This window comes from Synechococcus sp. CS-1328 (assembly GCF_025128095.1).
In the GTDB taxonomy this organism is placed as follows: Bacteria; Cyanobacteriota; Cyanobacteriia; order PCC-6307; family Cyanobiaceae; genus CBW1002.
Map to the genome: position 1 here is coordinate 21,767 of NZ_JAHLYT010000051.1, position 20,781 is coordinate 42,547.

A 20,781-nucleotide genomic window follows, 5' to 3' on the forward strand; every position below is an offset into this window, starting at 1 on the left:
ATGCCGTTCATCCCGATGCGGGAGTCGCTTGTCACCACCACCGAGCCCAAGCCTCTGGTGAGCCAGCTGCTCGGCGAACGACTGGAGCTGGTGGAGGACCTGTGGGAAACGGTGCTGCGCAGCGAATGTCCACCGGAGCAGGCGGATCGGCTGCTGCAGCTGAAACAGCTCAGCGCCACCGATCCACTCGAGGGCGGCGCCACGATCCTGCCCAACGCCGCCTCCACCGACGCGATCGTGCAGCTGATCCGCGGCATGGATCTTTCTGAAGCCATCGCGGCAGCCAGAGCCTTCTCGCTCTACTTCCAGCTGGTGAACATCCTTGAGCAGCACATCGAGGAAGACAGTTATCTCGAGAGCCTCAAGCTGCAGCCTGAACCGCCGAGCACCGATCCGTTTCTGCCGCCCCTGGCCAGCCAGACCGAACCGGCCACCTTCCGGGAGCTGTTCCAACGCCTGCGCAACCTCAACGTGCCGCCGGCCCAGATCGAGAACCTGCTGCGGGAGCTGGATATTCGCCTGGTGTTCACGGCCCACCCCACCGAGATCGTGCGCCACACCGTGCGCCACAAGCAGCGGAAGGTCGCGGCGTTGATCCAGCAACTGCAGCGCAGCAGCCTGGCCAACATCGAAGACGACGAGCGCATCCGCCTGCAGCTGGAAGAAGAGATCCGGCTGTGGTGGCGTACCGACGAACTGCACCAGTTCAAACCCTCGGTTCTCGATGAGGTGGATTACGCCCTGCATTACTTCCAGCAGGTGCTGTTCGATGCCATGCCCCAGCTGCGCCAGCGGCTGCGGACGGCCCTGAGCGGCAGCTACCCCGACGTGCTCTCGCCCCGCGATGCCTTCTGCAGCTTCGGCTCCTGGGTGGGCTCCGATCGGGACGGCAATCCTTCGGTGACTCCCGAGATCACCTGGCGCACAGCCTGTTATCAGCGTCAGCTGATGTTGGAGCGCTACATCCACTCCGTGGGCAAGCTGCGCGATCAGCTGAGCATCTCGATGCAGTGGAGCCAGGTGAGCCCAGCCCTGCTGGAATCCCTGGAAATGGATCGGCTGCGTTTCCCGGAGATCTATGAGGAGCGGGCGGCACGCTACCGGCTGGAGCCCTACCGCCTGAAGCTGAGCTACACCCTGGAGCGGCTCCAGCTCACCCGTCAGCGCAACCAGCAGCTGGTGGATGCCGGCTGGGAATCCCCCTGCGACGGCCACTCGGGCCTGCCGTCGGCCTTTGTCGGGGATGGCGGCGGGGTCGGCAACCTCGCCTCCCCTCCGCCACCGGAACTGCACTACGGCTCGGTCGACGAATTCCGGGCCGACCTCGAACTGGTGCGCGACAGCCTCGAGAGCACCGGACTGGGTTGCGAAGCCCTGGAGAGCCTGCTCAGCCAGGTGCACATCTTCGCCTTCTGCCTTGCCAGCCTGGACATCCGCCAGGAGAGCACCCGCCACAGCGATGCGCTCGACGAGGTGAGCCGCTATCTGCAGCTGCCGGTGACCTACGGCGAGATGGATGAGGAGCAGCGGGTGAGCTGGCTGCTGACCGAACTCAAGACCCGCCGGCCGCTGGTGTCGCCGGCGGTGCGCTGGAGTGATGCCACCCACGAGACCCTGGCGGTCTTCCGGATGCTGCAGCGGCTGCAGCAGGAATTCGGCGCCCGCATCTGCCGCACCTATGTGATCTCGATGAGCCACACGGTGTCGGATCTGCTGGAGGTGCTGCTGCTGGCCAAGGAAGCGGGCCTGGTGGATCCGCTGGCGCCCCTGTCGTCGCTGCTGGTGGTTCCCCTGTTCGAAACGGTGGAAGACCTGCAACGGGCTCCGGCCGTGATGGAGCGGCTGTTCTGCGAACCCTTCTACCGGGCCCTGATCGCCTCGGGGGAAGAGGGCGGCCCACCACTGCAGGAAGTGATGCTGGGCTATTCCGACAGCAACAAGGATTCCGGTTTTCTGTCCAGCAACTGGGAAATCCACAAGGCCCAGATTGCCCTGGAACAGCTGGCCAGCCAGCACGGCGTGGCCCTGCGCCTGTTCCACGGCCGCGGTGGGTCGGTGGGTCGCGGTGGCGGTCCGGCCTACCAGGCGATCCTGGCCCAGCCCAGCGGCACCTTGAAGGGCCGGATCAAGATCACCGAACAGGGGGAAGTGCTCGCCTCCAAGTACTCACTGCCGGAGCTGGCCCTCTACAACCTCGAAACCATGACCACGGCTGTGCTTCAGAACAGCCTGATCAGTGCTCCGGTGGACGACACCCCCAGCTGGAATGAGCTGATGGCGCGGCTCGCCGCCCGCTCCCGTGATCACTACCGCGCCCTGGTTCACGACAACCCTGATCTGGTGGCCTTCTTCCAGCAGGTCACCCCGATCGAGGAGATCAGCAAATTGCAGATCTCCAGCCGGCCGGCCCGGCGCAAGAGCGGCGCCAAGGACCTCTCCAGCCTGCGGGCCATTCCCTGGGTGTTCGGCTGGACCCAGAGTCGCTTCCTGCTGCCCAGCTGGTTCGGCGTGGGCGCAGCCCTGGAGGAGGAGTTGCATCGGGATCCCGGCCAGCTGGAGCTGCTGCGACTGCTGCACCAGCGCTGGCCGTTCTTCCGCATGCTGATCTCCAAGGTGGAGATGACCCTCTCCAAGGTGGACATCGATCTCGCCCACCACTACGTGCAGGCGCTGGGTCGGGAGGAGAACCGCGACGCCTTCGAGCGCATCTTCCAGACGATCGCCGCCGAGTTCCAGCGCACCCGTGATCTGGTGCTGCGCATCTCCGGGCAGGAGCGCCTGCTCGACAGCGATCCGGCCCTGCAGCTGTCGGTGGATCTGCGCAACCGCACGATCGTGCCGCTCGGTTACCTGCAGGTGGCCCTGCTGCGCCGCTTGCGGGATCAGAACCGTCAACCGCCGATGAGCGAAGCCTTGGCCGCCGGCCAGGACGGGCGCACCTACAGCCGCAGCGAGCTGCTGCGCGGCGCCCTACTCACGATCAACGGCATTGCCGCCGGCATGCGCAACACCGGTTGACCGTGCTGGACTCCCTGTTGATCCCGTTCCGCAGTCAACCCGCCGCACCCCAGCTTCGGGAGGGCTACCGCCTGCTGCAGGATCCGATCCCCTCGCCGGAGGAACTGAACCGGTTGATGGACGTCTGCGGCGAGCAGCCGCGAGCCAGCCAACGCTGGCTGCAGGCGATCGAACGCAGCGCCTGGCACCTGGCTGTGCGCGGACCCGACGGACTGTTGGTGGGGTTTGTGCGCTCCACCAGTGATCAGGCCCTCAATGCCAACCTCTGGGATCTGCTCGCCGATCCCCAGGACCCCGACCCGACCGAGATCCTGGCGGCGCTGCTGCATGGGGCCCTGACGCGGCTGCGGCGGGAACTGGGCGGCTGCAGCGTGTCATTGTCCGCCCCTCCTGAGGCAATCCTGCCGCTGGAAGCCCTGGGGTTTCTGGTCGATCCAGGCGGGATCCGCGCCATGGGCCTGTCGCTGGGATCCCCCGGGGCGAACCTCTGAGCGGCAGACCGGATCAGCAGCAGCCCGGATGAGCGCCAGGCCGGAACCGGCAGGGCGAGGGGCCTGCCATAAAAAAACCCTGCCGTTCGGATCGGCAGGGCTGAGTTCGGCAAGGCTGGCCACGAGCATGGAGGGACTCGAACCCCCGACCCTCAGAACCGGAATCTGATGCTCTATCCAACTGAGCTACATGCCCTTGCGCCGAGGCCTTTGTGTCGAGCCGAAGATGACGGCCGAACCAGAGCTGACCCTGAAACCAGAGCTGACCCTGAAACAACAGCGTCCGAAGCAGGTTGGGCTGCGGATGTGCCTCTCGACAGGGCTACCTTAACCGCACGCCGCACCTGAGCCATCCGGCTGCATCGTCTGGAGCTGCGCCAGTTCCGCAACATCGAGCATCTCCGGCTGGAGTTACGCGAGCCGCGCCTGCTGGTGGTGGGGCCCAACGGCGAAGGCAAGTCCAACCTGCTGGAGGCGGTGGAGCTGCTCTGCAGCCTTCGCTCCCACCGCAGCGGCAGCGACCGTGACCTGATCCGCCATGGCCAGAGCCACAGCCAGCTGCAGGCGGTCTGCACCGACGGCGACCAGTTGCAGCTGGAGCTACGACTGCGGGGGGGGCGGATCGCCAGTCGCAACGGCAAGGTGCTGGAGCGGCAGCTGGACCTGCCAGGGCGGTTGCGCTGCGTCACCTTCAGCGCCCTCGACCTTGACCTGGTGCGGGGGGAGCCTGCCCTGCGGCGCCAATGGCTCGATCGGGTGGTGCTGCAGCTTGAGCCCGTCTACGGCGACCTGCTCAGCCGTTACGGCCGCCTGTTGCGGCAACGCAGCCAACTGTTGCGCCGCGGCGGCCCCGAAACCCAGCGGGAGGCCCTGCTGGATGCCTTCGATCTGCAGATGGCGGCGATCGGCACCCGGCTGCACCGGCGGCGCTGGCGAGCCCTGCGGCGGCTCGAACCCCTGGCGGCGGCCTGGCAGGAGCGTCTCAGTGGCGGCCGGGACCAGCTGCGGCTCGATTACCGAAGCGGCACGCTGCTGGAGGGGGAGGACGCCGAGGCCCCCTGGCGGGAGGCGATGGCGGCCCAGCTGCAGCAGCAACGCAGCGAGGAGCTGCGGCTGGGCCAATGCCTGGTGGGTCCGCAGCGGGATGAAATTGCTCTGCTGCTGGGGGAGCAACTGGCGCGGCGGTACGGCTCAGCCGGCCAGCAGCGCACCCTGGTGCTGGCCCTGAAGTTGGCGGAACTGGCCTTGGTGGAAGAGGTGGTGGGCGCGCCACCCCTGCTGTTGCTCGACGACGTGCTGGCCGAGCTCGATCCGCAGCGCCAGCGCCTGCTGCTGGAGGCAGTGGGGGACGGCCACCAATGCCTGGTCAGCGCCACCCACGTGGACGGCTTCGGCGAGGGCTGGCGGCAGGCCGCCCAGCTGGTGCGCATGCGCGGCGGCACCCTGGGGCCTGAACCGGACGCGCTGGCGGCGGACAGGCTGGAGGCTGAATCCAGACCCTGATCGGCGCGACAGAGGCTGGATTGCGTCACTTCCTGCACCAGTCAAGGACTTTGGGGCGTATGGTGAACCCTGTTTGTCTGGATTCAATGAACCAGAGCCTGCCCTGCCTCCACCCCAACCCGGGATGGACTGGTGCTCACTCCACCACCCCCACCACCCTGCAGAGCGTGAGTGGGCCCAGTACCACCGATACGGTGGGTAAACACTGCATCCTTGAGCTCTACGACTGCACGTCTGCCAAGCTCAACGACGAAGCCTTTCTCAGGACCGCCATCACCACAGCAGCGAAACGTGCTGGCGCCACCCTGCTCAATCTGATCACCCATCATTTCGATCCCCAGGGGGTCACAGGGCTTGCCCTGTTGGCCGAATCGCACATCTCGATTCACACCTGGCCCGAATCCGGGTACGCGGCCGTGGATGTGTTCACCTGCGGTGACCACACCATGCCAGAGCTGGCCTGTGCGGTGCTCTGCGAGGAGCTGGAGGCCCGAACGCACAAGCTCACCAGCTTTCGCCGCGAAACACCGGAGTGCATCGCCGGGGCAGATCGGGATCCGATCCTGGCGGCCGCCTGACCCCTGCACCCCACTGCTGACTCAGCGTTTGGACTGGATCAGCATTTGGATCTCAAGGCGCCAGCCCAATCGGCGCACAGTGAGAGCTGGAAGCACCCTGATGGGTGCTTTTTTTATGGTCTCCGATCGGCTGGATGCCGCAGTGCGTGTCAAGTCAGCAGGCACGACCCACTCAACACAGTCCCTGCCAGTTCAGCCGTCAGGGCCAACGCAGCCATCCCCACAGGCTCAGGGGTGATGGCCAGCCCGGCCGTCATGGGCGGTTCTTGACGCCGTGATCGAGCCGCGGTTGAGCTTGCCGCTCACCAAGCCTTCCAGGTCCAGGCTCACCGCCGTGAAGCCCAGGCCCAGCAAAACCTCCACCAGCTCCTGGCGGAAACCAGCGGAACTGCCGTCATCGGCCAGCCGCAGCATCAGCTCCGGCAGTTGGGCGGCGGGCAGCTCGATCCGCGCCGTTTCACCCTGGCTGCGCACCCGCAGATCCCGCAGCCCCCGCTGACGCAACCAGGCCTCGGCCGCGGCCACCCGCTGCAGCCGCGTGGTCGTGATCGGCTCGCCGTAGGGAAACCGCGACGCCAGACAGGGCTGGGCCGGCTTGTCCCACCATGGGAACCCAAGCGCGCGCGAGATGCGACGCACCGCCTGCTTGTCGAGGCCAAGATCGGCCAGGGGAGAACTCACCCCGTGCTCACGGGCCGCGTCGATGCCGGGGCGATGGTCGCCGAGGTCGTCGAGGTTCACACCATCGAGCACGGGCGCCCCGCCGGCAGCGGCGGCCAACGGCGCCAGCAGGCTGTGCAGTTCGCGTTTGCAGGCGTAGCAACGCCGCTCCGGATTGCCGCTGTAAGCAGGGTCATTCAGCTCGGCGGTGGGAATCTCCCGATGCCGCAGGCCCAGCCAGGCCGCCTGCAGCCGGGCCTCCTCGCGCAGATGGGGCGCCAAAGCCGGCGAGACCCCGGTGATCGCCAGGGCACCCTCGCCCAGTTGCTCCGCGGCGATCGCCGCCACCAGGGTGCTGTCCACCCCGCCGGAATACGCCACCACCACCGACCCGAATCCGGCCAGGTGCTGACGCAGCCGTTCCAGGCCTCGCTCCAGAGGCTCCGGCAGATGCTCGATCCGGGGATGGGTCATGGCGGCAATCCTGGCAAGCGCAGGGGCGGTCCGTCGTTAGCATCGATCTGCCGCCGCCCCTGCGATGTCTCCCCCCGCCAGCAGTACCCAGACGCCGCAACGGGGCACCGGCCGCGGCATCGGCATCCGCACGGCGGCCGGCAGTGATGAACGCGCCCATGGCCAGCTGCACGTCTACGACGGTGACGGCAAAGGCAAGAGCCAGGCGGCCTTGGGCGTGGTGCTGCGCACGATCGGGCTGGGCATCTGTGAACAGAAGCGCACCCGGGTGTTGCTGCTCCGTTTTCTCAAGGGTCCGGGTCGGGCCTACGACGAAGATTCCGCCATCGAGGCGCTTCAGCAGGGCTTTCCCCATCTGATCGACCAGGTGCGCACCGGCCGCGGCGACTTCTTCACGGCCGAGGAAGCAACCCGCTTCGATCGCCAGGAAGCGCAACGAGGCTGGGACATCGCCAAAGGGGCGATTGCCAGCAACCTCTATTCCGTGGTGGTGCTGGACGAACTCAATCCGGTACTGGACCTGGGCCTGCTCGACACCGACGAGGTGGTGCGGACCCTGTCGGCCAAACCGGCTGGGATGGAGGTGATCGCCACGGGCCGGGGAGCACCCGGCGCCCTAGTGCAGCTGGCTGACCTCCATTCCGAGATGCGCGCCCATCGACGCCCCGATGACGCCGATGGGGAGCCGGGCCAGGCCCAGGGCCTCGAGGGCATCGAGATCTACACCGGCGAGGGCAAGGGCAAATCCACCAGTGCCCTGGGCAAGGCCCTGCAGGCGATCGGCCGGGGCATCAGCCAGGACAAGAGCCACCGGGTGCTGATCCTGCAGTGGCTCAAGGGGGGCAGCGGCTATACCGAAGATGCGGCGATCGCGGCGCTGCGCGAGAGCTATCCCCACCTGGTGGATCATCTGCGTTCCGGCCGTGACGCGATCGTCTGGCGGGGCCAGCAGCAGCCGATCGACTATGTGGAGGCCGAGAGAGCCTGGGAGATCGCCCGCGCCGCCATCGCCAGTGGGCTCTACAAAACCGTGATCCTCGACGAGATCAATCCCACCGTGGACCTGGAGTTGCTGCCGGTGGAGCCGATCGTGCAGGCCCTGCTGCGCAAGCCGGCCGAAACCGAGGTGATCCTCACGGGCCGCTGCAAGAACCTGCCGGCCTACTTCGCCCTGGCCAGCGTCCACTCCGAAATGGTGTGCCACAAGCACTACGCCGAACGCGGCGTCGACCTCAAGCGCGGCGTGGATTACTGATCGTCTGGCGGCAGCTGATCCCGTTCCCCAAGGCCCTTGCGCTCCTGCCACTCCTCCTCCAGTTCCGCCGCTTCGTAGGCGATGAAGCGTCCGAGCAGCAGGCCCACCAGCAACGACACGTAGAGGGTGCTGGAGAGACTCAGCAGGATGGCGAAGCGCTCGCCCACCGGGTTGCCGGGCAGCACATCGCCATAACCGAGCCCGGCCACCGTCACAAAGCTGTAATAGAGCAACCGATCGGTAAGGGCCTCATGGGTGCTCACCGACCCCAGGGAGAAGGTGCCGGGCAGCACCACCTCCAGGGCCGTGGCCACCATGCCGCCGGTGAGGCCCAAGTGGACGTAGCCGCCGGCGGCACCGGCCAGCACGGGCAGGTTGACCCGCGGCACCCGGGCCAGGAGCTGCACCAGCCGCACGGAGGTGGTGATGAAGAACACGGAGATCAGCAGCAGCACTCCAGCCCGCAGATGGCCATTCGGCCACCCCTGGAAGAGAGCAGGCACCCACACGAGCACGGCGGTGAGCAGGGCCAGCCCCTGGTAGATCCGGCCGTAGATCCGAGCCCGCCAGGAGGGCTGCAGCACCGGCAGGGTCCGCAGCGACTGCAGGGCCAGCAGGTCGAAGACCACCGGCGCCACCAACGGTTGCGGCATGGGGCCGGCACTGCTGGCCATCGGCATCAGCAGCACCGGCAGCAGGGCCGCCACCAGGAAGGGCAGGTACTGGCGTTCCTGGGCGATCAGGCGACGATCGAGCCGATGCTGCGCCTCCTGCTGGCGCTCCCGTGCCCGCCGGCGCTCCTGAGGATCCCCCCCCGGAGCTGTCGTCAGTAACGGGGCACCGATGGATCCACCTCCTGGCTCCAGGCGTCGATGCCACCGGACACGTTGGTGCCCTCAATCCCATGACGGCCCAGGGCAATCAGGGCCTTGGCACTGCGACCGCCGAGTTTGCAGTGCACATAAAGCCTCTTGCCCTGGGCCAGCCGGCGCACATCGTCAATCGCTTCGCCACTTTCAATCCGATCGAGCGGCACCAGCAGGGCACCGGGAATCACGGCAATGTCGGCTTCAGGGGGATTGCGCACATCGACCAGCAGGATGTCTTCCAGCTCGCCGTCGATGATCGTCTTGAGCTCGGCCACGGTGATGCTGGGCACACTGCCCGCCTCCTCCTGGCCGGGAGCGGTGCCACCCACGCCGCAGAACTCCTGGTAATCAATCAGTTCGTTGATCACCGGCCGCTCCGGGTTGGGCCGCAGCTTCAGCTCGCGGAACTTCATGCCCAGGGCATCGAATAGCAGCAGGCGGCCGCTGAGGGTGGTGCCGATGCCGGTGATGATCTTCACCGCCTCGGTGGCCTGGATCACGCCGATGATGCCGGGCAGCACGCCCACCACGCCGCCCTCGGCGCAGGAGGGCACCATCCCCGGCGGAGGCGGTTCGGGGAACAGATCGCGGTAATTGGGGCTTTCGGCATCGAGGTTGAACACCGTGGCCTGGCCTTCGAAGCGGAAGATCGAGCCGTAGACGTTGGGTTTGCCCAGCAGCACGCAGGCGTCGTTGACGAGATAGCGGGTGGGGAAGTTGTCGGTGCCGTCGCAGACGATGTCGTACGGGCGGATGATCGCCAGAGCGTTCTCACTGGTCAGGGCGGTCTCGTAGAGATCCACCTGGCAGTGGGGGTTGATCTCCAGAATCCGGGCCTTGGCCGATTCGATCTTGGGCTTGCCCACCCAGCTGGTGCCGTGGATCACCTGACGCTGGAGGTTGGAGTGATCAACCACGTCGAAATCGACGATGCCGATCCGGCCCACGCCCGCAGCGGCCAGATAAAGGAGCAGCGGCGAACCCAGGCCGCCGGTGCCCACGCACAGCACCGAGGAGGCCTTGAGACGCTTCTGCCCCTCCATGCCCACCTCGGGCAGGATCAGATGGCGGGCGAAGCGGGCCACCTCGTCGGGGCTCAGCTGCACCCCGGTGGTGTCGGGAGGAAGCATCGGAGAAGCGCGACCGGTCAATCCACCATTGTCCACGCCAGCGGCAACGGCTGGCTGCCCTCCTCGTCCAGCCACCAGCAGCGCAGGGCCCAGCCCGTGCGGGGCAGGTCCCCATGGACACTGCCGCGAGGGTCGCCATCGCCGCCAGGAGGGCCTGCGATCACCAGCAGGGCGGGGGGGAAAGTGAGCTGCCGGTCGGTGGCCGAGGGCAGGGGCGCACTGGTGGGATGGCTGTGGGCCGCCCCCAGAACCGTCAGTGCACGGGCCCGCCCCCACTTCTGGGCCAGCAGCTGCTCACGCGGATCGATCGCGAAGCGGCGGGTCCGCTCCCCCATCGGCTGCCACCCATTCAGACAGGGCCAGATCCGCTCCACCTGCCAGTGGGTCTCCCGGCGGCAACCCAGCAGCAGGGCACAGCCTTCCGCAGGGCTGGCGGCGGCCAGCAGGGCATCCAGGCAGGTCAGCCCCCGCCGACGGAAGCCGATCCGCGCTGGCCAAATGGAGCTCACACCGATACCTTGGCCCTCGATCGTTTCAAATTGTGCGGCTCCATTCATGAGCGATACCACCACCTTGAATGAGCCCGACCTGAAGGAAGCCGGCAGCGACGCAAGTGAGGCCAGCGCCTCGACCAGCCCGTTCGGCAGCACCGGTGTGGGCGACGCTGCTGTGAATTTCGCCGAGCGCTACGGCGACATTCTGACCAAGGTGAACTCCACCCTTGACCAGGTGGACTGGTCGCTGATGGGTCGGATCGCCAAGGGCACCGGTGTGTTCCTGGCCGTGATCGTGGCTCAGATCCTGATCAAGGGGGTGCTGGACACCATCAACCTTCTACCGGTGGTTCCTGGGCTACTGGAACTGCTTGGCCTTGTCGTGGTGGGCCAGTGGAGCTGGCAGAACCTCACCACCAGCGAGAAGCGCAACGCCGTGCTGGCCCAGATCCAGGGCCTCCGCAAGGAATATCTGGGCTGAAGCCCAGGCCGCTCAGGCCAGGGTTGCCGGATCCCGCAGGGTGGGGACCACCCTGCCCTGCCAGGCCCGCTGCAGCCAAAGGAGCATCGGCAGGCTCACCAGGCAGAGCAGCAGGGCCTTCTGGGGGGAGGGTTCTCCCATCCCCAGCACCACCCCGCTGAGGCTTGGCCCCAGCGACAGGGGCAGCGTCATCAACAGGATCACGCCGAGGTTGGCCACCTGCCGCCCGCCGGCGGTGGGCCAGAGGCTGATCAGCTGACCCGGAGCGAACGTGATCGGCAGACCGATCCAGCCCACCAGGGCCACCGCCAGCAGGGTGGCGGGTCCCTCCACCGTGCTCACCCCACCGAGCAGTCCACAGCAGAGCAGCACCGGCAGCCAGAGCCCCAGCAGGGCCGAGAGCGGCGCCGGAAGACGCCGCGCCAGTCCCAGGGAAAAGATCCCAACAGCGGCGTAGGGGATCGTGAACACCAGGCTCAGCAACAGGTAGCGACTCTCACTGCCGGCAGCCCGCGACAGCCACACCAGCAGCACGGCGTAGAGCGCCTGGGGCATCACGATCAGCACCGCATCCACCCAGGCCAGCTGGCGCCGCGGCCGCTCCAGGGGCAGTTCAGCCAGGGGCGTGGCCTGCACCCGGGCAGACTCGGGCAACCCCGGCGGAATCAACAGGGCCGCCACGGCCGAGAGCACTGCCAGGGCCGCGAACAGAACGTCGGCGCCGCCGAAGAGCAGCATCAGGCCGATGCCCACGAAGGGCAGACCCACGAGCATCAGGCGGATCAGCACGATGTTGAGGCTGAACAACCGCACCCGTTCCGTTTCGGATACGGGGATCTGGCCGAGGTTGAACTGCCCCAGGGGAATGATGGCGCCATAGATCACACCGATCAGGCCGCGGATCCAGAGGGCATGCCAACCGAATTGCGTGAAAGCCAGGATCGTGTTCAGCGCAGCCAGGGCAAGGAAGCCAAGCCGCAACAATCCACGGATGGAGCGGCCCTGCAGCAGCAGCGGCGCCAGAATCAGGCTGAGAGTGGACGAGAGAACAGTGACATTGAGGAACTCGTCGTAAAGAAACATCCGCTGCATCACGTGCAGCATCTCCACTTTCCCCACCAGGGGAAGAATCGCGTTGGCATTCACGCAGACCGTGACGGCCGCCGCCAGCACGGCCGGTCGATTGCTGCTGCGGGCCATCACGGCGTTCTCCGGCGGAGCCCCCATGCTGGGCTGCGCCGCCACCGGGAGAAAGGAATTGACACGCAGAGGCGACACGGTTAATGAGGAGCCCTCCCTTCAGCGCTCCGCCATGGCCCCCGACACCGAGCCGGCCGCCGTGCCGTCTGCCGAGCCATCTGGATTGCCGTCTGCCGCGTTGAGGCAGCAGCCCATCGGCGACCTGGGCGGTTTCATCAACTATCTCCGCTGTCCCGGCAACGCCGACGACAACGCCGCCATCAGCCGCTTCTTCTCGGAGCTGGGAACCCACGAGCAGATGCTGGAGCGCATCCTGGCGGACCCCGCCACCGCCGCCCTGGTGGAGCAGCGCTATCAGCCGCCCGGGGTGACCCTCGAAGACCTGGAGGGCCTGCCGCTGGGCACCCTGGGCCGCACCTATGCGGACTTCATCGACAGCCACCACTTCAATCCGCATTTCTTCCACCGCGAGGGGGTGGACGACGCCATGGCGTATGTGATCAATCGCCTGCGCGATACGCACGACATCTGGCATGTACTGCTCGGCTTCGATGCCAGCGAAGCCGGTGAATCGGGCATGAATGCCTTCACCTTCACCCAGACGGGCAACCCCTCCACCTGCCTGCTGATGGCTGCCAAGCTGATCCGCTCCATCCCGCAGGCCGCCGGTGATCGTGAGCACGTGATCCAGCAGATTGTGCGGGGTTTCACCCTGGGAATGGAAGCGCCCCCCTTCCTGGCGGAGCCCTGGGAGGAACACTGGCGCACGCCCCTGGAGGAGTTGCGCCGGCGGTTCAGCCTTCCGGACTGACGGTCCGCACGGGGTTCTCCAGCCGCCCGAGGCCCTCGATCTCCGTGTCCAGCTGATCTCCAGCGGCCAGGAAGCGGGGGGGCTGCCGCTGGAAGCCCATGCCGGGGAAGCTGCCGCAGAACACCAGATCGCCGGGCAGCAGGCGGGTGAAACGGCTCAGCTGCTGCACCACCGCTGCCGGGGGGTGGAGATAGTCCCGCAGCCAGGCGTCCTGCACCAGCTCACCGTTGAGCCAGCAGCGCACCCGGCGCTCCAGGTTGAAATCCGGCGGGTCCGGCGCCAGGGCATGGGGCGCGAAGCCCGGGAACGACTTGCCCTTCAGCCACTGGCCGCCGCCCAGGGTCTGCCACCAGCGATCGGTGATGTCGTTCCCGACCCCCCAGTGGGAGATCACGGCACGGGCCTGCTCCGGATCCCGCAGCTGGAAGGCGGGGCGGCCGATGCGCAGCACCAGCTCGGCTTCCCAGTCCACCTGCCGGTGCACCGGCAGCAGCGGGATGGGGTCGCGGGGGCCGCTGAGGGCCGAATCGGCCTTGCTGGCCACCAGGAGGGAGTCGGCCTCGCCAGGGGCCTCGGCGCGCCCCCCGGCGGAAGCCGGCCGCAGGGCGGGGTGGTTGCGGCCCAGGCAGAAGATCGTCATGGCGATGGTAGGGCCGCGGCCGCGGCTGTCTGGCTATGGTCATCCTCAGCGTTCTGCTGCTGCCATGGGACGACCCGCACGGAGCAGCCGCAGATCAGCTGCAAAGGCTGCGCTACTTGCAAATGCTGCGCTGCTGGCAAGTCTGCTGCTGAGTGCCGCCGGGCTGCCCCTGCTGGGCACGATCACAACGGGGCCCGCCGTGGCGGCCACTCCATTGTCAGCGCTGCGACCGGCGCCGACGGGGAATCAGCGGCACCAGCCGGTGGTGGGGCGCCTGATCGCGCTGCTGCAGGCCCATCCCGAGCTCCGCACCCTGGTGGAGCATTCGCTGCGGCGGACGGGGCGTTTTGAGGAGCCCCTGCTGCCCTCCTACCTGGCCTTCCTGGACCGGATGATCACGGAGATCCCCAACAACCGCGATCTGCTGCCCAACAATCTCGACTTCTACTTCGTGATTGCCAGCTCCCCCGATCAGACGTTGCGGCGGGATCCCCTCTTCCAGGCCTGGGTGCGCGACTACGTCCACACCCTCGGGAGCTTCTTCAACACGGTGGAATCAGCGCAACTGCTCGACAGCTTTCGCGCCAACCCCCTCTACCGGGTGGAGGACTATGCCGAGAACCCCAGCGGCTGGCTGACCTTCAACCAGTTCTTCGCCCGCTCGGTCCGCCCCGGCAAGCGTCCGATTGCAGCCCCGCTCGACCCCCGGGTGGTGGTGGCGCCCGCCGACAGCACCTTCCTGGGGGCCTGGCCGATCCAGGACGACTCGCGCATCACCCTCAAGGGTCTGGAGTGGAACGTGAGCGACCTGCTGCAGGGCAGCCCCTACCGGGACCGCTTCCGTGGCGGGGTGTTCACGCACAGTTACCTCAGCCCGTTCAACTACCACCGCTTCCACACCCCGGTGGCCGGCGTGGTGCGGGAGGTCCGCACCGTGATGGGGGCCCTGCACCTGGATGTGGTGCGTCAGGCGGACGGCAGCCTCGGTGTGATCAACAACGACCTCGGCTTCGTCTTCAACCAGGAGCGGGGAATTGTGGTTCTGGAGTCGCCCCTGGGGCTGGTGGCGGTGATCCCGGTGGGCATGGGGGTGGTGTCGTCGGTGAACTTCACGGCCCAGGCGGGGGCCCGACTGGTCAAGGGGGAGGAGCTGGGCTACTTCGCCTTCGGCGGCTCCGATGTGGTGATGCTCTTCGAAGCACGGGCCGCCGTGGGCTTCCAGCTCCGCCCAGGGGAGCAGGTGCTGCAGGGCAGCCCCGTCGCCATGTCGCCCTTCAGGCCCTGATCGCCAGGACCTCCCCCCGGCCAACTGCGACCTTCAGGTGGCGGCGCCCCTGTCCCCGTGGTGCCGCAGCAGGCCCTCCAGGCTCGCCTGAGCCTGTTGCCGGTAGGAGCCACCGAAGAGATTGGCGTGGTTGAGCAGGTGGTAAAGGTTGTAGAGCTCCACCCGCTCCCTGTGGCCAGGGGCGAGGGGCCACTCGGCCTCGTAGCCAGCAAAGAAGGCCGGTGGGAAACCACCGAAGAGGCGGGCCATCGCCAGATCCACCTCCCGATCGCCGCGATACACGGCAGGATCGAAGATTGCACCCCGGCCGTCGTCGAGCAGGGCGGCATTGCCGCCCCAGAGGTCGCCGTGCACCAGCACGGGCTCCGGCTGGTGCCCCTCCAGCCACTGGGGCAGACGCTCCAGCAGGGTGGCCGCCTGGCGCAGTGGCGCGCCGCCGCGTGCGGCCCACTCCAGCTGGGGAAGCAGGCGACGGTCGCGGAAGAACTCCACCCAGCTGTCGCACCAGCCATTGACCTGGGGAGCGGCACCGATCCAATTGTCCTGCGGCCAGCCATGCCGGCCATCGGCGCCCTCCAGGCTGCGCCGGTGCAAGATCGCCAGGGAACGGCCCAGCTGCTGCCAACCCCGCTGCCGCCGTGCTGCAGCGTCGCCACGCTGGCTGACTGAGCTGTTGGCGGTCGCCTGGTTGCCGCCCGACTGGCCGAACAGCAGCCAATCGGTCACCAGCAGGGCAGCCTCTGCCACCAGCCCCACAAACACGGGCTGGGGCAGCGCCAGCTCAGGGGGTGCCGAGGCAGCCAGGGCGCGCAATCCGTCGGCATCGGCCTGCAGCAGCGGCAGATCGGCTGGCTTCAGAGTCTTGGCGAACAGGCTGCGGTCAGCGGAAAACCGCAGGCGCCAGGCACGGCCCGTGCAGCCTCCGCCGACCGGCTCCACCGAGGCCGGCACCTCACCGCAGTGATCCCGGGCCCAGAGACCCAGCTGGGACGGGAGCATGGCTCGCACCGGCCAAGGGAACGCTGCCAGCATGCCGCGATGACGGAGGCGCACGGCACGCAGTCGCAGGGCACGGGAACTGACGGCACCGATGCACACGGCACGGTGGTGGTGCTGGGCGCCGGAATCGCCGGCATCACGGCGGCGGCCCTGCTTGCCCGCGCCGGCCTCGACGTGGATCTGCTCGAGGCCCACCACCAGAGCGGCGGCTGCGCCGGCACCTTCCGGCGCGGTCCCTATGTCTTTGATGTGGGCGCCACCCAGGTGGCCGGCCTGGAAGTGGGTGGCATTCACGCGCGGCTGTTCGCCCATCTGCACCAGACCCCGCCGGCGGCCACACCCCTGGATCCGGCCTGTGTGGTGGATCTCCTCGACGGCCTTCCACCGGTGCAGCTCTGGCGCGATCCGCTGCGCTGGCAAGCGGAACGGCAGCGCCAGTTCCCCGGCAGCGAACGGTTCTGGCAGCTCTGCGCCTGGCTGCATCGCACCAACTGGGCCTTCGCGCTGCGCGATCCGGTGCTACCACCGCGCTCGCTCTGGGATCTGGGCCAGCTCTGCGGCGCCCTGCGGCCAGCCACCTTGATCAGTGCCCTGGCCACGGGCGCCACGGTGGCCGATCTGCTGCCCCTCTGCGGCTGCGGCCACGACCCGCGCCTGCGGCGCTACCTCGACCTGCAACTGAAGCTCTACTCCCAGGAGCCCGCCGATCGCACCGCCGCCCTCTACGGCGCCACCGCCCTGGCCGTGGCGCAGGAGCCGCAGGGGCTCTGGCACCTCGAGGGTTCGATGCAGGAGCTCAGCCGGGCGCTGGAGGAGAGCCTGGCCCGCTGGGGCGGCCGCCTGCGACTGCGGCACCGGGTCCACCAGCTGGAGCGCCGCGATGGCGGCTGGATCGTGCGGGGAGACAAAGGCGGCAACACCCCCTTTGCCCTGGCCTGTGAGGCGGTGGTCTGCACCCTGCCCCCCCAGTGCCTGAGCGAGCTGCTGGGCGAGGCGCTGCCAGCGGGCTACCGGCAGCGCCTGCAGCATCTGCACGAACCCTCCGGCGCCCTGGTGCTCTATGGAGCCGTGCCGCGCTCCGTGCTGCCGCCCCACACCCCCAGCCATCTCCAGCTCGACTGGCCAGCCCCGGGCCCACTGTTCGTGTCGGTGAGCCAGGAGGGCGATGGACGGGCGCCCCAGGGCCAGGCCACCGTGATCGCCAGCGTGTTCACGCCGGCCCACCCCTGGTTCGGCCTGGACGAGACCGAGTACCAGGCGCGCAAAGCCCAGGCCGGCACCGCCATGGCGGCCGGCCTGGAGCAGCTGCTCGGGATCGGATCAACCGACTGGCTGCACCGGGAACTGGCCACACCCCGCGGCTTCGCCGGCTGGACCGGACGGCCCTGGGGCTATGTGGGGGGGCTGGGCCAGCACCCCAGCCGCTTCGGGCCCTTCGGGCTGGCCAGCCGCACACCATTGCCGGGGTTCTGGCTCGGCGGCGATTCCATCCATCCCGGCGAGGGCACCGCCGGCGTGAGCCTCTCCTCGCTGATGCTCTGCCGCCAGCTGCTGGCGGAGCGCCGCCAGCCCCTGCGGATCTGAACCGAATGGGTCAGAGGAACTGGGGGCGCAAGTCGCGGCAGGCGGTCAGCACCTGCTGCAGTTCCGTCCAGTCTTCCCGGCGCACCAGCTGCTCGAGCTGATCAAGGCTGTGGCGGTAGCTGGCCAGAGCCTGCAGCACCGCCTCCCGGTTGCCGCGGGCCATCAGAGTGCCCAGCTCGGGGTTGCCGCCCCCCACCCGGGTGGTGTCGGCGAAGCCACTGGACGCCAGGGTCCGCACCAGGCTCGGCAGCGAACTGCTCTGGGAGGTCTGGCTCTGGGACGGCTGGCTCGATGCAGGCTGGCCCTCGCCGGCGCTGCCCCGGTCAGCGGTCTGGAGCAGCGCCGCACTCACCAGCACCGGCAGATGGGAGATCAGGGCCACCGCGGCGTCGTGGGCCGTGGCCTCGCAGCACACCCAGCGGGCCCCGAGGGTCGCGGCCAGGTCAGCCACCAGGGCGAGCGCCTCGGGGTCGGTGTCGTCAGCGGGGGTGACCACCCAGGGACGGGCGACGAACAGGTCGCGCACGCCGGCCTCCACACCGGCTTCGGCGGTGCCGGCCATGGGATGGCTGGGCACGAAGCGACGCGCCTGCCGCTCCCGGCCCAGCCGCCGCAACGCCGCCGACCACACCGGCAGCAACGGCCCCTTGACCGAGCCCACATCGGTCAGCACTGCCCCCCCCTCAGGCAGGGCCTCCAGCAGGGCTGGCGGCGGCGCCAGCAGCTGATCCAGGGGCAACGCCAGCACCACCAGATCGCAGCCTGCCAAGACCGAGGGATCGGTGCTCACCACCGAAGCCAGCCCACGGTCACGGGCCCTGGTGGCGGTGGCCTCACGGCGCACCAGGGCCCGCACCTCGGCTCCGGCCGTTTGCAGGTCGAGGCCGAGCGATCCGCCGATCAACCCCAGACCCACCACACCCACCGGGCCATGGCGCCAGGCAGGCCGGGGCTCGGCGGGGTTGGTCATCATCGCTGCAGCCGGGTCGGACCAGCTTCCTACGATTCGCCCATGCTGGAAGCCCTGGCCCATCAACAGCTGAAAGCCCTGCTGCGCCAGGAGGGAGCAGCCGAGTGGCCGCATCACCTCAGCCTCAGCCGGCTCGTGGCCCGCAGCCTGCGGCGAAGCGACCACACCCTGATCCGGCTCACCCCCGGCACCGGCCCCGACTGGTGGATCAGCCTGCTGGTGCCGCTGGCCCTCAGCGACGCCCCCCTGGCTCTGGTGCTGAGCCAGGACTTACGCCAGCGCCTGCTGCAGGTGGAATGGCCGCGGCTGCGGGCCGTGAATCTCGCCCTCCCCCTCTGGGAAGGATCTGGCCCCTGCCCGCCCCATCGGATCTGGCTGCTGGACCACGGCGAGCTGATGGAGGCCTGGCGGAACGGCCAGCTGGAGCAGCGCCAGCTGGTGATCCCGGAGGCCGAAACCCTGGAGCCGCAGCTGCGCCGTTCCCTGGCGGTGCGGATCACGGCCGACGGCTGGAACCGGTTGCTGCGCAGCCAGCCTGCGGCCGAAACCAGCCTGATGGCCCTGCACGACCGCTTGAGCCGGCGGGTTCTGGAACCGCCGCGCCGGCCCAGCGGCCTGGTGGCCATCGCCGCGGAGGAGGAGGCGCCGCTGCGCCAGCTGCTCGCCCTGCTCGGCCCCCTGCCGCCCCCCTGGGACCAGTGGCTGGAGCAGGGGGGTGATGGCTGGAGCAGCTGGGCTGAGGTGGACATGCGGCTGTTGCAGTGGACCCTGCACCGCCAGCCCCTGCAGCCCCTCCACGCCCTGGGTGGCCTGCTCAGGGGCCGGGGGGCGGTACTGCTGGGTCAGTTGGCCGGTTCTGTTCCGGCCGGCCGGAGCAGTCAGGCGAACGCCGCAGCCCCCGGGTCCGCCCTCGGCCTCACGCCCCAGGTGGTGGTCGATCTGGGGGATCCTCCCCTGGCCGATCCGCTGCCCCTGTTCGCCCCCCTGCGCCAACCGCTGCCCAATAGCCCCGTCTTCCCTCAGCATCTGCTGGAGCAGAGCCGCCGCCTGGTGCTGGGGCAAGGGCGGCTGAGTGTGATCCTCTGCGACGACGACGGCCTGCGGCTCGGCCTGGCCAGTGCGATGGCGGCGGAGTTCGGCCGCCGGGTGGAACACGAATCCACCACTCCCGATGCGAATGGGGTTCTCTGCGCCCGCTGGAGCTGGTGGCTGGAGCAGCAGGAGCGGCTGCCGCTGCCGGGTCAGATCCTGGCGGCCACCTTGCCGATCGCCAGCCTGGAGGATCCCCTCACCGCCGCCCGGGTCACCGCCCTGCGTCAGCAGGGGCTCGACTGGTTCCGGGAGCTGCTGCTGCCCGAGGCCGTGAACCGGCTGCAACGGTCCGTGGCAGGCCTGCGCCGCGGCGGCGGGCGCCTGGCTGTGCTGGACGGACGGTTGCGCAGCCGCAGCTGGGGCGCCACGGTGCTGCGGGCCCTGGAACCCTGGGTGAGCCTGAGCCGTCTGCTGCCCAACTAGCGTTGCCAGCAGTTGCCACTGCTGCGCGGATGGGGGAAGCCAAGCGTCGTTCCACCCAGGGGCTGCCACCGCGGGGTCCCAAGCCAGCCGCAGGCAGCGGCACGAGCCCGGAGCGTGTCGCGCCGTGGCTGCCTTTGAGCAAGGATCAGGCCAACCGGTTCGTGGCGATCACCACCCGTGGGGCCTGGTACGGCATCGGCGCGCTGGCGCTGCTCTGGGTCACGGTGCGCTTCATCGGCCCCGCCGCCGGCTGGTGGACCCTGTCGGACGGCTGAATCCTGCGCGGCCGGAGCAGCGCCCAGCAGGCAGGCCCAATCCGGCCAGCAGGTGCAATTGCCAGCAGACGCTGATCAAAACCGATGGCGCCCGCGAAAAACTGAAGAAAACATTAGGATTGCGCCACCGACCCCGCTGGCCCGTCATGTTCCCGCGTCTGGCTGAGCAATACCGAACCCTCGTCCACGACCTGGTGATGAGCCTTCAGGCTCTTGCCCGCAGCCTCCAGCAGCAAGGCTGTGTAGCCACCTGCTACGTGTGCGGTGATGGCCGGGATAATCATGGAGCTTCCTTCGTGGCCGACCTGGGCGACAACCACACGGTGCGATTTCTCGTGTCTGATTTCGGCATCACCTGGGTCGAATCCCGCGACGGGCACGAACTGGTGAAGCTGGAAGGTGCCGAAGCCATCCAGGAGCTGCAGCGGGTCACCCAGATCCTCCAGAAGCCTGAGCCCGCTCCGATTCACTCCGTTCTGAAGCCCAGCGGTCCTCGCCATCGCGGCTCGCTGGCGACCAGCGAGCCGATCGAAACGGCTGTCTGAATCG

20 protein-coding genes and 1 tRNA gene are annotated in these 20,781 nt (G+C 68.5%); 12 read left to right on the plus strand and 9 right to left on the minus strand.

Annotation, left to right across the window (positions count from 1 at the left end; all coding sequences use genetic code 11):
• The first annotated feature begins 15 nt into the window (after nt 1-15).
• Both ppc and KQ310_RS09580 read left to right on the plus strand, forming a co-directional pair.
• A complete protein-coding gene (gene ppc, locus KQ310_RS09575; RefSeq protein WP_259721602.1) occupies nt 16-3,018 on the plus strand; it encodes a phosphoenolpyruvate carboxylase in 3,003 nt (1,000 codons plus the stop codon).
• A gap of 2 nt (nt 3,019-3,020) precedes the next feature.
• Nucleotides 3,021-3,509 (plus strand): N-acetyltransferase, encoded by a 489-nt coding sequence (locus KQ310_RS09580; protein WP_259721603.1) that lies wholly within the window; start codon nt 3,021-3,023, stop codon nt 3,507-3,509.
• A gap of 122 nt (nt 3,510-3,631) precedes the next feature.
• On the opposite strand, the gene KQ310_RS09585 is transcribed toward KQ310_RS09580, so the two are convergent.
• A tRNA-Arg gene (locus KQ310_RS09585) sits at nt 3,632-3,705 on the minus strand.
• 170 nt (nt 3,706-3,875) lie between these two features.
• On the opposite strand from KQ310_RS09585, the gene recF reads away from it, so the two are divergent.
• Nucleotides 3,876-5,012, plus strand: coding sequence for a DNA replication/repair protein RecF (recF, locus tag KQ310_RS09590; protein ID WP_259721604.1), 1,137 nt, complete (start codon nt 3,876-3,878; stop codon nt 5,010-5,012).
• A gap of 86 nt (nt 5,013-5,098) precedes the next feature.
• On the plus strand, nt 5,099-5,590 hold the full coding sequence (speD, locus tag KQ310_RS09595; protein WP_259721533.1) for an adenosylmethionine decarboxylase: 492 nt from the start codon (nt 5,099-5,101) through the stop codon (nt 5,588-5,590).
• 228 nt (nt 5,591-5,818) lie between these two features.
• Here speD and larE read toward each other — a convergent pair whose 3' ends face one another.
• On the minus strand, nt 5,819-6,724 hold the full coding sequence (gene larE / locus KQ310_RS09600) for an ATP-dependent sacrificial sulfur transferase LarE (RefSeq protein ID WP_259721534.1): 906 nt from the start codon (nt 6,722-6,724) through the stop codon (nt 5,819-5,821).
• A gap of 64 nt (nt 6,725-6,788) precedes the next feature.
• Here larE and KQ310_RS09605 point away from each other — a divergent pair, with 64 nt between their 5' ends.
• Entirely contained in the window at nt 6,789-7,979 is a 1,191-nt protein-coding gene (locus KQ310_RS09605; protein WP_259721535.1) for a cob(I)yrinic acid a,c-diamide adenosyltransferase, read from the plus strand.
• Here the strand turns inward: KQ310_RS09605 and KQ310_RS09610 are convergent.
• From KQ310_RS09610 to KQ310_RS09620, 3 genes are all read right to left on the minus strand, one after another.
• Entirely contained in the window at nt 7,973-8,686 is a 714-nt protein-coding gene (locus KQ310_RS09610) for a potassium channel family protein (protein ID WP_259721536.1), read from the minus strand. The two genes, KQ310_RS09605 and KQ310_RS09610, sit on opposite strands and share 7 nt — an antisense overlap.
• Nucleotides 8,687-8,805: 119 nt before the next feature.
• Complete coding sequence (moeB, locus tag KQ310_RS09615) at nt 8,806-9,978, minus strand: molybdopterin-synthase adenylyltransferase MoeB (RefSeq protein WP_259721537.1); 1,173 nt, start codon at nt 9,976-9,978, stop codon at nt 8,806-8,808.
• A 17-nt stretch (nt 9,979-9,995) separates the two neighbouring features.
• Complete coding sequence (locus KQ310_RS09620) at nt 9,996-10,487, minus strand: M67 family metallopeptidase (protein ID WP_259721538.1); 492 nt, start codon at nt 10,485-10,487, stop codon at nt 9,996-9,998.
• Nucleotides 10,488-10,533: 46 nt separating this feature from the next.
• On the opposite strand from KQ310_RS09620, the gene KQ310_RS09625 reads away from it, so the two are divergent.
• The gene (locus KQ310_RS09625; protein WP_259721539.1) at nt 10,534-10,953 is read left to right on the plus strand and encodes a CAAD domain-containing protein; all 420 of its coding nucleotides are present in this window, start codon (nt 10,534-10,536) and stop codon (nt 10,951-10,953) included.
• Nucleotides 10,954-10,965: 12 nt separating this feature from the next.
• Here KQ310_RS09625 and KQ310_RS09630 read toward each other — a convergent pair whose 3' ends face one another.
• Entirely contained in the window at nt 10,966-12,231 is a 1,266-nt protein-coding gene (locus KQ310_RS09630) for a hypothetical protein (RefSeq protein WP_259721540.1), read from the minus strand.
• A 34-nt stretch (nt 12,232-12,265) separates the two neighbouring features.
• On the opposite strand from KQ310_RS09630, the gene KQ310_RS09635 reads away from it, so the two are divergent.
• A complete protein-coding gene (locus KQ310_RS09635) occupies nt 12,266-12,964 on the plus strand; it encodes a Coq4 family protein (protein WP_259721541.1) in 699 nt (232 codons plus the stop codon).
• Here KQ310_RS09635 and KQ310_RS09640 read toward each other — a convergent pair.
• A complete protein-coding gene (locus KQ310_RS09640) occupies nt 12,948-13,604 on the minus strand; it encodes a fumarylacetoacetate hydrolase family protein (protein ID WP_259721542.1) in 657 nt (218 codons plus the stop codon). The genes KQ310_RS09635 and KQ310_RS09640 overlap by 17 nt on opposite strands.
• Nucleotides 13,605-13,668: 64 nt before the next feature.
• Between KQ310_RS09640 and KQ310_RS09645 the strand changes: the two genes are divergently transcribed.
• Nucleotides 13,669-14,889, plus strand: a complete 1,221-nt coding sequence (locus KQ310_RS09645) for a phosphatidylserine decarboxylase (protein ID WP_259721543.1) — start codon at nt 13,669-13,671, stop codon at nt 14,887-14,889.
• 33 nt (nt 14,890-14,922) lie between these two features.
• Here the strand turns inward: KQ310_RS09645 and KQ310_RS09650 are convergent, their stop codons facing one another.
• Nucleotides 14,923-15,888 carry a fructosamine kinase family protein gene (locus tag KQ310_RS09650; RefSeq protein ID WP_259721544.1) on the minus strand — a complete coding sequence of 322 codons (966 nt, stop codon included), beginning with the start codon at nt 15,886-15,888 and terminating at the stop codon, nt 14,923-14,925.
• Between the two features lie 39 nt (nt 15,889-15,927).
• Between KQ310_RS09650 and crtD the strand changes: the two genes are divergently transcribed.
• Nucleotides 15,928-17,472, plus strand: coding sequence for a C-3',4' desaturase CrtD (crtD, locus tag KQ310_RS09655; protein ID WP_259721545.1), 1,545 nt, complete (start codon nt 15,928-15,930; stop codon nt 17,470-17,472).
• A 10-nt stretch (nt 17,473-17,482) separates the two neighbouring features.
• Here crtD and KQ310_RS09660 read toward each other — a convergent pair whose 3' ends face one another.
• Nucleotides 17,483-18,445, minus strand: coding sequence for a prephenate/arogenate dehydrogenase (locus tag KQ310_RS09660; RefSeq protein WP_259721546.1), 963 nt, complete (start codon nt 18,443-18,445; stop codon nt 17,483-17,485).
• 39 nt (nt 18,446-18,484) lie between these two features.
• On the opposite strand from KQ310_RS09660, the gene KQ310_RS09665 reads away from it, so the two are divergent.
• The 3 genes from KQ310_RS09665 (at nt 18,485) to KQ310_RS09675 (ending at nt 20,777) form a co-directional block, all read left to right on the plus strand.
• Nucleotides 18,485-19,957 (plus strand): helicase, encoded by a 1,473-nt coding sequence (locus KQ310_RS09665; RefSeq protein ID WP_259721547.1) that lies wholly within the window; start codon nt 18,485-18,487, stop codon nt 19,955-19,957.
• A gap of 29 nt (nt 19,958-19,986) precedes the next feature.
• Nucleotides 19,987-20,232, plus strand: coding sequence for a DUF2839 domain-containing protein (locus KQ310_RS09670; protein ID WP_259721548.1), 246 nt, complete (start codon nt 19,987-19,989; stop codon nt 20,230-20,232).
• 146 nt (nt 20,233-20,378) lie between these two features.
• Nucleotides 20,379-20,777 (plus strand): DUF1815 family protein, encoded by a 399-nt coding sequence (locus KQ310_RS09675; protein WP_259721549.1) that lies wholly within the window; start codon nt 20,379-20,381, stop codon nt 20,775-20,777.
• Nucleotides 20,778-20,781: the final 4 nt, after the last annotated feature.

What these genes read in the sequence shown, in the direction of transcription:
- speD (WP_259721533.1), top strand. Translation starts at nt 5,099, where the DNA reads ATGAACCAGAGCCTGCCCTGCCTCCACCCCAACCCGGGATGGACTGGT.
- ppc (WP_259721602.1), top strand. Translation starts at nt 16, where the DNA reads ATGCGGGAGTCGCTTGTCACCACCACCGAGCCCAAGCCTCTGGTGAGC.
- crtD (WP_259721545.1), top strand. Translation starts at nt 15,928, where the DNA reads ATGACGGAGGCGCACGGCACGCAGTCGCAGGGCACGGGAACTGACGGC.
- moeB (WP_259721537.1), bottom strand. Translation starts at nt 9,978, where the DNA reads ATGCTTCCTCCCGACACCACCGGGGTGCAGCTGAGCCCCGACGAGGTG.
- KQ310_RS09660 (WP_259721546.1), bottom strand. Translation starts at nt 18,445, where the DNA reads ATGATGACCAACCCCGCCGAGCCCCGGCCTGCCTGGCGCCATGGCCCG.
- KQ310_RS09635 (WP_259721541.1), top strand. Translation starts at nt 12,266, where the DNA reads ATGGCCCCCGACACCGAGCCGGCCGCCGTGCCGTCTGCCGAGCCATCT.
- KQ310_RS09645 (WP_259721543.1), top strand. Translation starts at nt 13,669, where the DNA reads ATGGGACGACCCGCACGGAGCAGCCGCAGATCAGCTGCAAAGGCTGCG.
- KQ310_RS09665 (WP_259721547.1), top strand. Translation starts at nt 18,485, where the DNA reads ATGCTGGAAGCCCTGGCCCATCAACAGCTGAAAGCCCTGCTGCGCCAG.
- KQ310_RS09650 (WP_259721544.1), bottom strand. Translation starts at nt 15,888, where the DNA reads ATGCTCCCGTCCCAGCTGGGTCTCTGGGCCCGGGATCACTGCGGTGAG.
- KQ310_RS09675 (WP_259721549.1), top strand. Translation starts at nt 20,379, where the DNA reads ATGTTCCCGCGTCTGGCTGAGCAATACCGAACCCTCGTCCACGACCTG.
- larE (WP_259721534.1), bottom strand. Translation starts at nt 6,724, where the DNA reads ATGACCCATCCCCGGATCGAGCATCTGCCGGAGCCTCTGGAGCGAGGC.
- KQ310_RS09605 (WP_259721535.1), top strand. Translation starts at nt 6,789, where the DNA reads ATGTCTCCCCCCGCCAGCAGTACCCAGACGCCGCAACGGGGCACCGGC.
- KQ310_RS09625 (WP_259721539.1), top strand. Translation starts at nt 10,534, where the DNA reads ATGAGCGATACCACCACCTTGAATGAGCCCGACCTGAAGGAAGCCGGC.
- KQ310_RS09640 (WP_259721542.1), bottom strand. Translation starts at nt 13,604, where the DNA reads ATGACGATCTTCTGCCTGGGCCGCAACCACCCCGCCCTGCGGCCGGCT.
- KQ310_RS09670 (WP_259721548.1), top strand. Translation starts at nt 19,987, where the DNA reads ATGGGGGAAGCCAAGCGTCGTTCCACCCAGGGGCTGCCACCGCGGGGT.